Here is a 15419-nt window from a genome sequence, read left to right on the forward strand (position 1 = left end):
ATGTCAAAAATCACCTTAAAAGGAAACGAAATAAACACTAGCGGAGAATTACCTGCTATTGGTTCTATTGCAAAAGATTTTAATTTAGTAGCTGAAGATTTATCTACAAAATCATTAAATGATTTTAAAGGAGAAAAATTGATATTAAATATTTTTCCGAGTATAGATACTGGAACTTGTGCATCATCAGTTCGTAATTTCAATAAAGAAGCTTCAAATCTAGCAAACACAAAAGTATTATGCATTTCTAGAGATTTACCTTTTGCTCAAAAGCGTTTTTGTGGAGCAGAAGGAATAGAAAATGTAATCATGCTTTCAGATTTTAAAACAGGACAATTTGGTAAAGATTATGGATTAGAAATTTTGGATGGTCCCTTAGCAGGATTAAATTCAAGATGTGTTTTAATTATCAACGAAGAAGGTAATATTATCTATACTGAACAAGTTACTGAAACAGTTGAAGAACCAAATTACGAAAAAGCTTTAGCTAGCCTATAACATTATATTTTTTGAAAGTTGTTTCAACAAATATAGCCAAGCCAACTACTATAGAGTGGAATGGTGAAAAACTAGAAACAGGTATTTATAAAACACCTGTTTCTAGTTCTATTTATTTAGGTAAAAATGATGTTAATAATGATAGCGTAATTGACAGAAAAGATCATGGAGGTGAACATAAAGCTTGTTACTTCTATTCTGCCTCACATTATGCTCATTTTAAAGAACTCTACCCTAATTTAGATTGGAAATTTGGAATGTTTGGAGAAAATATTACAATAGATAATTTTGAAGAAACTAATATTAGAATTGGTGATACTTTTAAAATTGGCTCTGCAATTATTCAGGTTTCCGAACCTCGTCAACCCTGTTTTAAATTAGGCCTACGCTTCAAAAATCAAAAAATATTAAAAGATTTTATTCAATCTTCTTATTCTGGATTTTACGTTAGAATTATAGAAGAAGGTGAAGTTAAAAATGGTGATAATTTAACATTAATTGAAAGAAATCCAAACGACATTTCTGTTGAAGATGTTTTTAGCCTTTTATCTTACAACAAAGATAATGAGCTACTTAAACAAGCTATTAAGGAAGAATCTCTGCTTTCTGAAAAATATAGAAATTCAATCTAAAAAACATAAAGAACATATTTATCAGCTTTTAGTAGTAATTTTACATATCTACTTAAGTGATTTTTATGGAATTTAAGACTATCAACTACAACAATACAGATCAACCTGAATTTGTAAAAGAACTACGTAAACGTATCAATTTATATTTCAAAGAAAACAACATTAGCAAATACGGAAATGCAAGTATGGTTTTGAAAACTATTGCAATGGTTAGTATGTATTTTGTCCCTTATTTTTTAATTTTATTTAATGTTTTTACAAACCCATGGCTAGTTTTAGGCTTATGGATTATTATGGCTTTTGGTATGACTGGGATTGGTTTTTCAGTAATGCATGATGCTAATCATGGAGCTTACTCTAAAAATCAAAATGTAAATAAGTATTTAGGTTACCTCATTAATTTAGTTGGAGGAAGTGCTGTAAATTGGAAAATTCAACATAATGTATTGCATCATACCTACACAAATGTTCATGACCATGATGAAGATATAGATTCTGGAGGATTGATGCGTTTATCATTTCATCAAAAAAGATACAAAATACATCGATTACAACATATTTACGCTTGGTTCTTTTATGGATTACTTACAATCTCATGGTTATTAAAAAAAGACTTTTTACAGTTAAGTCGATATAAACAGAAAGATTTAATAAAAACTCAAGGCATATCATATAAACAAGCTTATTGGCGATTGGTTGGAGCTAAAATATTCTATGTTTTATATATGATAGTTCTTCCATTAATCTTCTCATCTCAAGCATGGTGGCTTACAATTATTTTCTTTATAGCCATGCATTATGTTTCAAGTTTAATTTTATCTACAGTTTTTCAAGCAGCGCATGTGGTTGGAGAAACAACTTTTCCTTTGCCTGATAATGAAGGTAAAATGAAAGATAATTTTATTGTACATCAGCTAAAAACTACAGCAAATTTTGCTAAAAAGAATAGGCTATTATCTTGGTATGTTGGAGGATTAAATTTTCAAATTGAACACCACTTATTTCCTAATATTTGTCATGTACATTACCGTAAACTGTCTAATATTGTAAGTAAAACTGCCAAAGAATATAACATACCTTACCATGCAGGCAAGTCTTTTCTTAGTGCATTATACAGTCATGGAAAACTACTTAATCAGTTAGGTAAAAATGATTTTACTACTGTTAATTAAACAATGTAGTTTTTCATTTTTTCTACTCAACTAAAAATATTATTTTCACACTGCATAAATATGCAACCTTAGACCTATTTTTAGTGTCTTATTGCTAACTATACTTCAATCTATAATGAAAAATATATTTTTAATTTGCTCACTTTTTATTTTAAGTACATTACATGCTCAACGAGGAAAAGACGGTGATCCAGTATTTAGTTCTACCGCCTTTGTAAATGCTTATACCTTTTTAACTGCAGATGCAAATGCAGGAGACACTTCAATAACTGTTAACAACAGTGCTCTTAACAGTAACTTTTCTAGCAACATTACTTCTGGAGATTTAGTAATGATTATACAAGTTCAAGGTGTATCAATTATCGATATGGCTCATCCGGGACAAACACCTGATTGGGGAAGAATTACTAATTATAATAATTGTGGTAATTATGAATTTGTTCAGGTGGAAAGCGTCCCTAATTCAACCACATTAAATTTTGATTGTGGTTTAACAAATAATTATACCTCTGCTGGAAATGTATTAGTTATAAGAGTTCCAAGATACAATACTTTGACAATAAATCCTGGAGGAATACTTACAACAACTCCATGGGATGGTATTTCTGGTGGAATATTAGCAATTGAAGTACTTGGAAACACTATTATAAATGCTCCTGGTAAAATTGATGTTTCGGAATTAGGATTTAGAGGTGGTATCGCATATGATCCAACTCTTGTTATTTCAGGAAGTGATAGATATGCTGATGCAAGTAGAGTTGAAGGTGCTGAAAAAGGAGAAGGAATAGCTGGTGATGCTGCTAATTTCAACAACCGAAAATTTAACAGAGGTGCTGCTGCAAATGGTGGTGGTGGTGCAAATGCTCATAATGCCGGTGGTGGTGGTGGTGCAAACGCGGGTAATATTAATATTTGGAATAATGGTGTTGGAAATCCAGATATTTCGTCTGCTAATTATATTCAAGCATGGGACATGGAAAATACAATTACTGGACTAAATTCATCAACTGTTTCTTCTGGTGGTGGACGAGGTGGTTATTCATTCTTACAAAATAATCAAAATGTTTTAACAGTTCCTCCAGGAGACCCTAGCTGGGGAAGTTCAAAAAGAGAAGCTGTTGGAGGTTTAGGTGGACGTCCATTAGATTATTCTACAGGAAAAATATTTATGGGGGGCGCTGGTGGTGCTGGCGAAGGAAATGATAACCAAGCTGGATATGGAGGAAATGCTGGAGGAATGATTTTTTTAAAGACATTTAATACTGTTTCTGGAGATGGTGATATAATCTCTAATGGTGAAGATGGAGGAAACTCTTTTGGTAATGCAACAATAGGTCAATTAGCAGGAAAAGATGGTGCTGGTGGCGGTGGTGCTGGAGGAACTATTCTTATACAAACTACATCTACTGTTTCATTAACAGGACAAATCATTGCTAATGGTGGTAATGGCGGTAATCAAATACTTACTGCTGGTTTATTTGCTACTAAAGATGAAGGCGAAGGACCTGGTGGTAGTGGTGGTGGTGGATATATTTCAATTTCTGCAGGTTCTCCAACAATGAATATTATTGCAGGTATTAACGGTATTTCTGATGCTCCTTATGTTTCTAACTTCCCTCCTAATGGAGCTACAAATGGTGGTAATGGAATAACAGAAATTGGTACATTAACATCCTTTGACATAACTGCAAGTGATGTTGGAATTTGTCCAAATACATCCGCAAGTTTAACTGCTACAATTACAGGAACATCTCCAGCTGGCATCACTATAGAATGGTATGATGCTGAATTTAATGGAAACTTATTAGAGACGGGTGCAAACTTCACAACTCCTTCACTCTCTTCAAATACAACTTATTATGTAAAATCTTGTCCAGGTAATTTTACAATACCTGTAAATGTTACTATTAACGCTTGTGGAACTCCACCTGTTAGTAGTTTTCAATCTTCTGACTCTACATTATGTATAGGTTCTTGTATTGATTTTACTGATTTAAGTACAAATTCGCCTACTAGCTGGAAATGGTATTTCTTTGGCTCCGATTCATTAACAAGTTCTCAAGAAAACCCATTAAATATTTGTTACAATACAGCTGGAAATTTTGATGTTGCTCTTGTTTCAACTAATTCTAGTGGCTCTGATTCTTTATACATTCCTAATTTCATTACAGTTAATCCTCTGCCTTCAGTTATCGCAAATGCAACTGACACAACTATTTGTAGTGGAGATAGTATTATATTGTTTGGTAGTGGTGCAATCAACTACAATTGGGACAACTCTGTTTCTGATAGTATAATTTTTGCTCCTTCAAACACACAACTATATACAGTTATAGGTACAGATAATAATTTATGTCAAAATACTGACACGATTACGATTCATGTTCAATCTTTAACAACTCCTACTTTTACTCAACTTGGTCCTTATTGTATTGGTGATACTCCTGATGTTCTTCCTACTACTTCTAATAATGGTGTTTCTGGTTCTTGGGATGCTGCTATTTCAACTGCTGCTGCTGGAACGATTACTTACACATTTACTCCTTCGGGATCTGGATGTGCTACTAACACAACTATGGATATAGATGTTACATCTTCTATCACTCCTACTTTTACCCAACTTGGTCCTTATTGTATTGGTGATACTCCAGATGTACTTCCTACTACTTCTAATAATGGTGTTAATGGAACTTGGGATGCCGCAATTTCAACTGCCGCTGCTGGCAGTATTACTTATACATTTACTCCTTCTGGATCGGGATGTGCTACTAACACAACTATGGATATAAATGTTACATCTTCTATCACTCCTACTTTTACTCAACTTGGTCCTTATTGTATTGGTGATACTTCTGATGTTCTTCCTACTACTTCTAATAATGGTGTTAATGGAACTTGGGATGCCGCAATTTCAACTGCCGCTGCTGGCAGTATTACTTACACATTTACTCCTTCGGGATCTGGATGTGCTACTAACACAACTATGGATATAGATGTTACATCTTCTATCACTCCTACTTTTACCCAACTTGGTCCTTATTGTATTGGTGATACTCCTGATGTTCTTCCTACTACTTCTAATAATGGTGTTAATGGAACTTGGGGTGCAGTTATTTCAACTGCTACTGCGGGAACAATTACTTATACATTTACTCCTTCTGGCTCGGGATGTGCTACTAACACAACTATGGATATAGATGTTACATCTTCTATCATTCCTACTTTTACTCAACTTGGACCATATTGTATTGGTGATACTCCAGATGTTCTTCCTACTACTTCTAATAATGGTGTTAATGGAACTTGGGGTGCAGTTATTTCAACTGCTACTGCGGGAACAATTACTTATACATTTACTCCTTCTGGCTCGGGATGTGCTACTAACACAACTATGGATATAGATGTTACATCTTCTATCCTTCCTACTTTTACTCAACTTGGACCATATTGTATTGGTGATACTCCAGACATTCTTCCTACTACTTCTAATAATGGTGTTAATGGAACTTGGGATGCAGTTATTTCAACTGCTACTGCTGGCACAATTACTTACACATTTACACCTTCTGGTTCTGGATGTGCTACTAATACTACTATGGATATAGATGTTACATCTTGTTCACAAACAGTTACTCCAATTGAGCCTAATGTCATTATTCCAACTGTGTTTACGCCTAATATTGATGGTTATAATGACCAATTCAATATTACAGGTGTAGGAATAACATCTTTACAATTTAAAATCTATAATAGATGGGGACAATTAATTTTTGAATCCAATCAATTAAATGAAGGTTGGAATGGTCGTACAAACTCAGGAACAGAAGTACCTGAAGGAACTTATTATTTTATTGCCACTGTTACAACAACTAATGGAGAAGAGACTCATCATGGTTCCGTAACTTTAATTAGGTAATAAAAAACAAATAAAAAAGCCGGAGTATAAACTCCGGCTTTTTTCTTGATTAAAAGAAACTGTTTATTACTTCTTTTCTTCAGTTACTTCTTCAAAGTCAACATCTGTTACTTCATCATCTCCACCGGAAGCATTCTCTGCCCCTGCATCTGCTTGCGCTCCTTCTTGTTGTGCACTATACATTTCTTGAGATGCAGCTTGAAAAACAGTATTTAACTTTTCTATTCCAGCTTTCATTGCTTCCAAATCTTTAGCTTCATGTGATTTTTTCAACTCAGCTAAAGCATCTTCAATTGGTTGCTTTTTATCTGCAGGAATTTTATCTCCATATTCTTTCAATTGCTTTTCTGTTTGGAAAATCAAACTATCAGCTTGATTAACTGTATCTGCATTTTCTTTTGCTAATTTATCGGCCTCAGCATTTTCCTCTGCTTCACGTTTCATTTTAGCAATTTCATCATCGCTTAGTCCAGATGAAGCTTCTATTCTTATACTTTGCTCTTTCCCTGTAGCTTTATCCTTTGCAGAAATATTCATCAAACCATTAGCATCAATATCAAATGTCACTTCAATTTGAGGAACTCCTCTTGGTGCTGGTGGAATATCTGTTAATTGAAATCTACCTAATGATTTATTGTCATTAGCCATTGGTCTCTCTCCTTGCAGCACATGTATATCCACTGCAGGTTGATTGTCGGAAGCTGTTGAGAATGTTTCGGATTTTTTAGACGGTATAGTTGTGTTTGCCTCAATTAATTTAGTCATTACTCCTCCCATTGTTTCAATACCCAATGATAATGGTGTAACATCTAATAATAAAACATCCTTAACTTCTCCTGTTAAAACTCCTCCTTGAATAGCTGCACCAATCGCAACAACTTCATCAGGATTTACTCCTTTACTTGGCTCTTTTCCAAAGAATTTTTTCACAGCATCTTGAACTGCTGGAATTCTTGTTGAACCTCCTACCAATATTATTTCATCAATATCACTTGTTGAGTAACCTGCATTTTTTAATGCTGATTTACAAGGCTCAATAGTTCTTTTAATTAAACTATCTGCTAACTGTTCAAATTGAGATCTACTTAATGTTCTTACTAAGTGTTTTGGACCTGCAGCAGTTACTGTTACATATGGTAAGTTGATTTCTGTTTGAGTGGTACTTGAAAGTTCAATTTTAGCTTTTTCTGCGGCTTCTTTTAAACGTTGAAGAGCCATTGGATCTTTACGTAAATCAACAGATTCATCTTTATTGAATTCATCAGCTAACCAATCAATTATTACTTGATCAAAGTCATCTCCACCTAAGTGAGTGTCTCCATCTGTAGATTTCACTTCAAAAACACCATCACCTAATTCCAACACAGAAACATCATGAGTACCACCACCACAATCAAAAACTGCTATTTTCATATCTTGATCTTTTTTATCAAGACCATAAGCTAATGCTGCTGCAGTTGGCTCATTAATAATTCTTTTTACTGTTAAACCTGCAATTTCTCCAGCTTCTTTTGTAGCTTGTCTTTGAGAATCGTTAAAATATGCTGGAACTGTAATTACAGCTTCAGTTACTGTTTGCCCTAAATAATCTTCTGCAGTTTTCTTCATTTTTTGAAGAACCATTGCAGAAATTTCTTGAGGAGTATATAACCTATCATCAATTTTTACTCTTGGAGTATTATTATCACCTTTTTCTACCGTATAAGATGATCTTTTAATTTCTTCAGCAACTTGATCGAAAGAGTTCCCCATAAAACGTTTTATTGAAGAAATCGTTTTAGTTGGATTTGTAATCGCTTGACGTTTTGCTGGATCACCTACAGCTCTTTCTCCTCCTTCAATAAAAGCTACTATCGAAGGTGTTGTTCTTTTACCTTCAGCATTAGGAATTACCACTGGCTCATTTCCTTCCATTACAGAAACACATGAGTTTGTTGTCCCTAAATCTATTCCAATAATTTTACCCATTGTATTTAAATTTTAATTTGTAAACATTTTTAATTGCTAAGCAACAGTCAAATCTTATGCCATTGGATTTTGATTGAAAATATGGCAGTTTTAATAGTAAGATCTTTATTTAATGACATTATCAATGACATTAAGTCATAAAAAAAGCTTCAACCCATATTTAAGTTGAAGCTCGTTCTTAATCAAATTATTTATTATTGCCAACAAATAGGTGCAGGAGGATTAGCTCCTGCAGATCGAGGACTACAAAAATTCAACCCCATAGTCAAAATCTTTTTAATTGTTTCATCTCCTAAATTAATTCTTCCATCGTAACCTGTCTCACCAAAATCAGGTCTATTTGACTTTTCTAATTGAACATTTCTTGATGAAAATAAACCTAACCCATTTGAAATATTTGTAAAATCTACTGACGAAGTATTTGAAGGAGCATTAACACTCATATATGTACTCATATCAACTCCTGCTGAAATCAATTCAATTTTACAACTATTTAATCTTCTGTAATCAAGGAAAGGAATATTTGCTGCAACATTGTTACTTATTGCATCAAAAAAGACATCTCCAGTTAAATAAAATTCTAAATCAATATCATTTAAGTTAGCAAGTTCTTCACCCATTGATATTCTAAAAGATTTTTCGACCGAATCTTGTCCATTAGTATAAACTTCCATATAACTAAAAACAAGAGAGGCTTTTATTCTACCTACATTCTCTCCCTCTTTAACTTTTATGTTTTCAGGAGTATAGCTAGAACCATTAAAAAAGTTTAAAGTGTTAAAATCTGTAGTACTTGCGCTTGAAACTTTTGCGCCTTTTGGTATTGCTGTCTCGGAAGAAATAACTTTATCTAGGGAAGGGTTGTATATAGAAAGCTTAAATATATTATTTGAATTTAAACTAGGTTCAGTAAACTTGTATAGAACGTTTGTAGTATTATCAAAAACACCATTTTCTTTAGGCACTTCATTTAATGTTCTTTGAAGTGAATAAGATTTCACAAAGACATTGGAAGAAGTATATTCTTCAACTTTTACAGATATTTCACCTTCAGAATAATTATAATTTGATGCATTTGCTGCTAAATCATTAGCACTACCTTCACCAATAAAACCTTTGTTAATTTTAATATAATGATCTGTTTCACTTGGATTTAACAGTCCATAAACAACAGTCATATCTTTATATTCAGCATTTGTTTTAATCTCAGTTTCGCAAGAAAAGAAAAAGAAGGATAAAGCTAGAAATGTAAATGTTGTAATTTTTCTCATGTTATTAATAAATAATCTTAGCTTACAAATTTATCATTTTAAATTTAACCAAACATATTTTGTAGCTTTGTCTTATATATATTTTATTAGTGGTTAATAAGCTAATTAAACGGTTTAATATTTAAAACAAAAGGTACTTATGTCTGTTCACAAAAGCAATGTAAAAAGGATTACAACTCACGTTTTACAAGAGATGAAATTAAAAGGTGAAAAAATAGCGATGCTTACAGGCTATGATTTTTCAATGGCAAAAATAATTGATAACGCAGGCATTGACATAATTTTAGTTGGTGACTCAGCATCTAATGTTATGGCAGGACATGAAACCACTCTTCCTATTACCTTAGACCAAATGATTTATCATGCTTCTTCTGTTATTAGAGCTGTAGAGAGAGCATTAGTTGTTGTTGATTTACCTTTTGGAGCTTACCAAGGAAACTCAAAAGAAGCGCTAACCTCTTCTATTCGAATTATGAAAGAATCTGGTGCTCATGCTGTAAAACTTGAAGGTGGTGAAGAAATTTTAGAATCTGTAAAAAGAATACTATCTGCTGGTATTCCTGTAATGGGCCACTTAGGCTTAATGCCTCAATCTATATATAAATATGGAACTTATGTTGTTAGAGCTAAAGAAGATGAGGAAGCAGATAAACTAATTGAAGATGCTAAACTTCTAGAAGAAGCAGGTTGTTTTGCAATTGTTTTAGAAAAAATACCAGCTAACTTAGCAGCAAGAGTAGCTCAAGAAGTTAAAATACCAGTTATAGGTATTGGAGCAGGAAATGGTGTGGATGGTCAAGTTTTAGTTGTGCACGATATGCTTGGTATTACTCACGAGTTTAGCCCTAGATTTTTAAGAAGATACAACAACCTTTATGAAGAAATAAAAGGGTCGGTAGAAAACTATATTAAAGATGTAAAAACACTAGACTTTCCTAATGATAAAGAACAATATTAAATTTTGACAAAAGTTTAAAGTCAAAGACTTTTAAAACTTTTTGTTGTAAATCAAAACAATTTTTTAAATTTAACCTATGAAGAAAAGTTTACTTCTTTTTTTTATAGGTTTTTTTATTGCATGTGGGTATAATTTACATGCCCAAAAACTTCATTATGAACTACCTGAAAATGCTTCAAAACTATATAATTCTGGGAATTATGTAAAAGCATTAGAAATTTATAGAAGTCTACATAAAAAAAATCTTAAAGATTTAAAAAACACTTTCTATTTTGGAGTTTGCTTGATAAATACTCATCAATATGATGACGGTATAAAAACTTTAGAAAAAATAGCTTCGAATAAGAATTGTCCTGATGAAGTATGGTTTCATTTAGCAAAAGGTTACCACTTTACTCTCCGATTTGATAAATCAATTTCTTACTTCAAAAAATTTATAGCACTTAGCAAAGATGAAAAATTAATCAATGAGTCAAATCGACTTATTGAAATGTGTTTAAATGCTAAAAAATTAGTTAACAATCCAGTGAATGTAAACTTTGAAAACATTGGTGATCGAATTAATTCTAAAGGAAAAGATTATTTACCATACATTACTGATAATGAGTCCTTACTCCACTTTACTACAAGAAGAGAAGGCACTACTGGAAGGATTTATGATATGGAAGGTTATTATACATCAGATATTTATACTGCAAAATATAAATATGAAAAATGGAGCAAAACACGTTCTGTGGGGTTCCCTAATTCTTATGGGAATGAATTTACTGCTGGAGTTTCGGAAGATGGTGAAAAAATATTTTATTACTTAAACAACCCTGACAATAAAAATATACTTCATATTTCTAGAAAAAGTAAATCTTCTTTTAAAAAATCAGAAGAAATTAAAAGTAAAAGCATTAATAATAAAGCTAGCAATCAAAATGCTGCAACGATAACAAACGATGAAAGCACATTGATATTTAGTAGCGATAGAACTGGTGGTACTGGTGGTTATGATTTATACATCTGTAAAAAGCTTCCTAACGGAAAATGGGGTGAAGCTTTAAATTTAAGCTCAAATATAAACTCTCTCTATAATGAAAACTACCCTTATTTAACTGATAATGGTAAAACTTTATATTTTGCTTCTGATGGATTTAACAGTATGGGAGGTTACGATATTTTTAAATCTACTTTGAATGAAGAAACAAACGAATGGTCTTCTCCAACAAATATTGGTTACCCAATAAACACTCCTATTGATGACTATAACATTTGTTTTACAAACGATAAAAAATTTGCTTATGTAGCTGCAATTAGAAACGATTCTTATGGAGACTATGACATTTATAAAATAAATTTTGAAGAAACTCCTGCTCAATTATCAACAATTAAAGGCTATGTTTTAAATGCTGATTCAACTATATTAACGAATTCTATTCATATTGAAGTTTTTAATACTGAAACAGGAGATTTACAAGGTATTTATGATAGCAATAAAAAAGGTAGCTACATAATGATTTTACCTCCGGGGCAATACAACTTAGTTGCTGAAATTCCAAATCTAGGAACCTATCAAGAAAAATTAAGTATTAAAGATAGAAAATTATTTAAACCTGAAATATCCCGAAATATTCGAATTAACTTTGTTCATGATAAAGAACAGAGCCACTAACGATTATTTATTTGATGACAACACTTGAAAATCTTGAAATACTATATGAAGACAATCATATAATTGCAATTAATAAAAGGTCATCTGATATTGTTCAAGGAGACAAAACTGGAGATATCCCCCTAAACGAAATTGTAAAAAAATATATCAAAATAAAATACAATAAGCCAGGCGATGTTTACTTGGGAACTATTCATCGTATTGACAGACCTGTTAGTGGAATTGTTTTGTTTGCAAAAACAAGTAAAGCTCTTGAAAGGTTAAACAAAATGTTTAAAGAAAAGACAATTCAAAAAACCTATTGGGCAATAGTAAAAAACCGACCAGAAAAAAATGAATCTCATCTCATTCATTTCTTAAAGAAAAACGAAAAAAATAATAAATCTAGTGCTTTTATAAAAGAAAAAGGCGACGCAAAAAAATCTGAATTAAAATACAAGGTAATACATAAGTTTGACAACTTTTTTTTACTGGAAATAACTCCATATACAGGACGTCATCATCAAATTAGAGTGCAATTATCTGCAATTAATTGTCCTATCAAAGGCGATTTAAAGTATGGTTTTAATCGTTCAAATAAAGATGCTTCAATTAGTTTACATGCACGAAAAATTGAGTTTATGCATCCTGTAAAACAAGAACCTATTTCAATTATTGCAAATCCAAATACAGCAGATAATTTATGGAATGAAGCTGTAAAAATGTTTAACAACTAATTTTTTAAGCTTAACATTTTTTAACAAAAAATATACACGAAACTCTTTACAGATAACGTTTTGAGGCTAAACTTTGTAATAAGTTTAACATTTAAAATCTGTAAAAATGAAAAAAATTATTAAACCTACCCTGGCTTTAATTAGCCTATTAACCTTAAGTGGTTTTCTATCTGTAGTTATTTACAAATCTTTATTCCAAGAAGAAAAAATAAAATACATCGAATCAACCCCGCCAATAAAACCATTATTAACTTCAAGCAATACTATAAATGGATTTGCAAATTTTGAATATGCGGCAGAAATGAGCATTAATTCGGTTGTGCACATAAAAACTAAAACCGAAGTTAGACATCAATCAGACCCTTTACTTGAGTTCTTTTATGGTCGATCTCAACATTATGCACCTCGAGCAGTTCAATCATCAGGTTCGGGTGTATTGATTTCAAATGATGGGTATATTGTTACAAATAATCATGTAATTGATGGTGCTAATAATATTGAGGTTATACTTAATAATAAAAAAACTTATAATGCTGAAATTATTGGTAGTGATCCAAATACTGACATTGCATTACTAAAAATAGAAAGTACTGATTTACCTTATATTGAGTATGGAAATTCAAATGACATAAAAATTGGTGAATGGGTGCTTGCAGTAGGAAATCCATTTAACCTTAATTCAACAGTTACTGCAGGAATTATTAGTGCAAAAGGAAGAGATATTAATATATTAAAAAATGACCCTTATACTGGGATTTCAGCAATAGAATCATTTATCCAGACGGATGCAGCAGTAAATCCTGGTAACAGCGGAGGGGCTCTTGTAAATACAAATGGTGAATTAATTGGAATAAACACTGCCATTCAGTCAAATACAGGTTCATATACAGGATATTCATTTGCTGTGCCTGTTAATATTGTCAAAAAAGTTGTTAGAGATTTAAAAGAATTTGGAACTGTTCAACGTGCATTCATTGGTGTTAGTATTGCTAATATTGATGAAGATTTAGCAAAAAAAATAGATATTTCAGATTTATCTGGTGTTTATGTAAATGGAGTAACAAAAAATGGATCCGCAGCAAAAGCTGGAATTAAAAATGGAGATATTATTAAAAGAATTGGCAATAAACAAATAAGTGATGTTCCTGAACTACAAGAACAAATTGGTCAGTTTAGACCTGGAGATAAAATTTCGATTGTATTATTAAGGGATAATGAAGAATTAGAAATTGATCTTACACTAAAAAACTTTAATGGAGATGAAGAAATTATTAATAATTCAGAAAATGAGATTATTAAGAAATTAGGTGTTCAACTTGTAGAGTTAAGTCAAAAAGAGTTGAAAAATTTAAACATAACTAATGGAGTTAAAGTAAATCAACTATACAATGGAAAACTAAGATCAATAGGTATTAATGAAGGTTTTATAATTACAAAAATTAACCACGAAAAAGTAAATTCTATAAAAGAAATATCTTCTGCCCTATCAAATATAAAAGGAGGCGTATTATTAGAAGGTCAATATGAAAATGGAAAGAAAGAATATTATGGATTCGGATTATAACATTAATTAAATTTTATGTTAAAAAAGCAGCAAATATATTTGCTGCTTTTTTTATGGAGACAATATAAAACTACACTCAAACTACCAGTAAAGACAACCTATTTTAATTAAATAAAAACATGCTATTTTTAGTTAAAAATGAAAAGCAATCAAAAATATCGGTAAATTTGCGAACCCTATCAGTATTAACTTAAACTATCTCTATGAGACAACTAAAAATTACCAAGTCTATTACAAATCGTGATAGCGCATCTTTGGATAAATACCTGCAAGAAATTGGAAGAGAAGAGTTAATAACAGCTGAAGACGAAGTAGAATTAGCCCAGAAGATAAAACAAGGGGATCAAGTTGCTCTAGAAAAATTAGTAAAAGCAAATTTAAGATTTGTTGTTTCTGTTTCTAAACAATACCAAAATCAAGGTTTAACATTACCAGATTTAATAAATGAAGGTAACCTAGGTTTAATTAAAGCTGCTCAACGTTTTGATGAAACTCGTGGATTTAAATTTATATCTTATGCAGTATGGTGGATACGTCAATCTATCCTTCAAGCTATTGCTGAACAAGCAAGAATTGTAAGATTACCTTTAAATCAAGTTGGCTCTTTAAACCGAATAAATAAAGCGTTCTCTCAATTAGAACAAGAATACGAAAGAGAACCATCTCCTTATGAAATAGCAGACTTATTAGAAATTGATAAGGATAAAGTTTCTGAATCAATGAAAATATCAGGACGCCATATTTCTGTTGATGCTCCTTTTAGAGATGATGAAGATGGCAATTTATTAGATGTTTTAGCAAACGACAACACACCTAATTCAGACATCGCATTAATGAACGAATCTTTACAAAAAGAAATAAACCGTTCATTAGCAACACTTACTGACAGAGAACAAGATGTAATTAAATTGTTTTTTGGAATTGGAATTCAACACCCACTTTCTCTAGAAGAAATAGGAGAAAAATTCAACCTTACCAGAGAGCGAGTTAGACAAATAAAAGAAAAAGGAATTCGAAGATTAAGACACACTTCAAAAAGTAAATTATTAAAAACATATTTAGGATAA

11 protein-coding genes are annotated in these 15419 nt (G+C 31.6%); 9 read left to right on the plus strand and 2 right to left on the minus strand.

Annotated elements, in window-relative coordinates; translation table 11 throughout:
• From tpx to FRY74_RS05770, 4 genes are all read left to right on the plus strand, one after another.
• Complete coding sequence (gene tpx, locus FRY74_RS05755) at positions 1–498, plus strand: thiol peroxidase (protein WP_147099506.1); 498 nt, start codon at positions 1–3, stop codon at positions 496–498.
• 11 nt (positions 499–509) lie between these two features.
• Positions 510–1130, plus strand: coding sequence for an MOSC domain-containing protein (locus FRY74_RS05760; RefSeq protein ID WP_147099508.1), 621 nt, complete (start codon positions 510–512; stop codon positions 1128–1130).
• Positions 1131–1195: 65 nt separating this feature from the next.
• Positions 1196–2302, plus strand: coding sequence for a fatty acid desaturase family protein (locus tag FRY74_RS05765; RefSeq protein WP_223265833.1), 1107 nt, complete (start codon positions 1196–1198; stop codon positions 2300–2302).
• Between the two features lie 115 nt (positions 2303–2417).
• On the plus strand, positions 2418–6218 hold the full coding sequence (locus FRY74_RS05770; protein WP_147099510.1) for a T9SS type B sorting domain-containing protein: 3801 nt from the start codon (positions 2418–2420) through the stop codon (positions 6216–6218).
• 66 nt (positions 6219–6284) lie between these two features.
• Here the strand turns inward: FRY74_RS05770 and dnaK are convergent, their stop codons facing one another.
• Both dnaK and FRY74_RS05780 read right to left on the minus strand, forming a co-directional pair.
• The gene (dnaK, locus tag FRY74_RS05775; RefSeq protein WP_147099512.1) at positions 6285–8186 is read right to left on the minus strand and encodes a molecular chaperone DnaK; all 1902 of its coding nucleotides are present in this window, start codon (positions 8184–8186) and stop codon (positions 6285–6287) included.
• Between the two features lie 194 nt (positions 8187–8380).
• On the minus strand, positions 8381–9457 hold the full coding sequence (locus tag FRY74_RS05780) for a DUF4249 family protein (RefSeq protein WP_147099514.1): 1077 nt from the start codon (positions 9455–9457) through the stop codon (positions 8381–8383).
• Positions 9458–9596: 139 nt separating this feature from the next.
• Between FRY74_RS05780 and panB the strand changes: the two genes are divergently transcribed.
• From panB to FRY74_RS05805, 5 genes are all read left to right on the plus strand, one after another.
• Positions 9597–10415, plus strand: coding sequence for a 3-methyl-2-oxobutanoate hydroxymethyltransferase (gene panB, locus FRY74_RS05785; protein WP_147099517.1), 819 nt, complete (start codon positions 9597–9599; stop codon positions 10413–10415).
• A gap of 76 nt (positions 10416–10491) precedes the next feature.
• Positions 10492–12072: a CDC27 family protein gene (locus FRY74_RS05790; RefSeq protein ID WP_147099520.1), complete on the plus strand. Its 1581-nt coding sequence runs from the start codon at positions 10492–10494 to the stop codon at positions 12070–12072.
• 14 nt (positions 12073–12086) lie between these two features.
• Positions 12087–12788, plus strand: coding sequence for an RluA family pseudouridine synthase (locus FRY74_RS05795; RefSeq protein ID WP_147099522.1), 702 nt, complete (start codon positions 12087–12089; stop codon positions 12786–12788).
• A 106-nt stretch (positions 12789–12894) separates the two neighbouring features.
• A complete protein-coding gene (locus FRY74_RS05800) occupies positions 12895–14352 on the plus strand; it encodes a Do family serine endopeptidase (protein WP_147099524.1) in 1458 nt (485 codons plus the stop codon).
• Positions 14353–14555: 203 nt separating this feature from the next.
• A complete protein-coding gene (locus FRY74_RS05805; RefSeq protein WP_147099525.1) occupies positions 14556–15419 on the plus strand; it encodes a sigma-70 family RNA polymerase sigma factor in 864 nt (287 codons plus the stop codon).

This window comes from Vicingus serpentipes (assembly GCF_007993035.1).
Lineage (GTDB): Bacteria > Bacteroidota > Bacteroidia > Flavobacteriales_E > Vicingaceae > Vicingus > Vicingus serpentipes.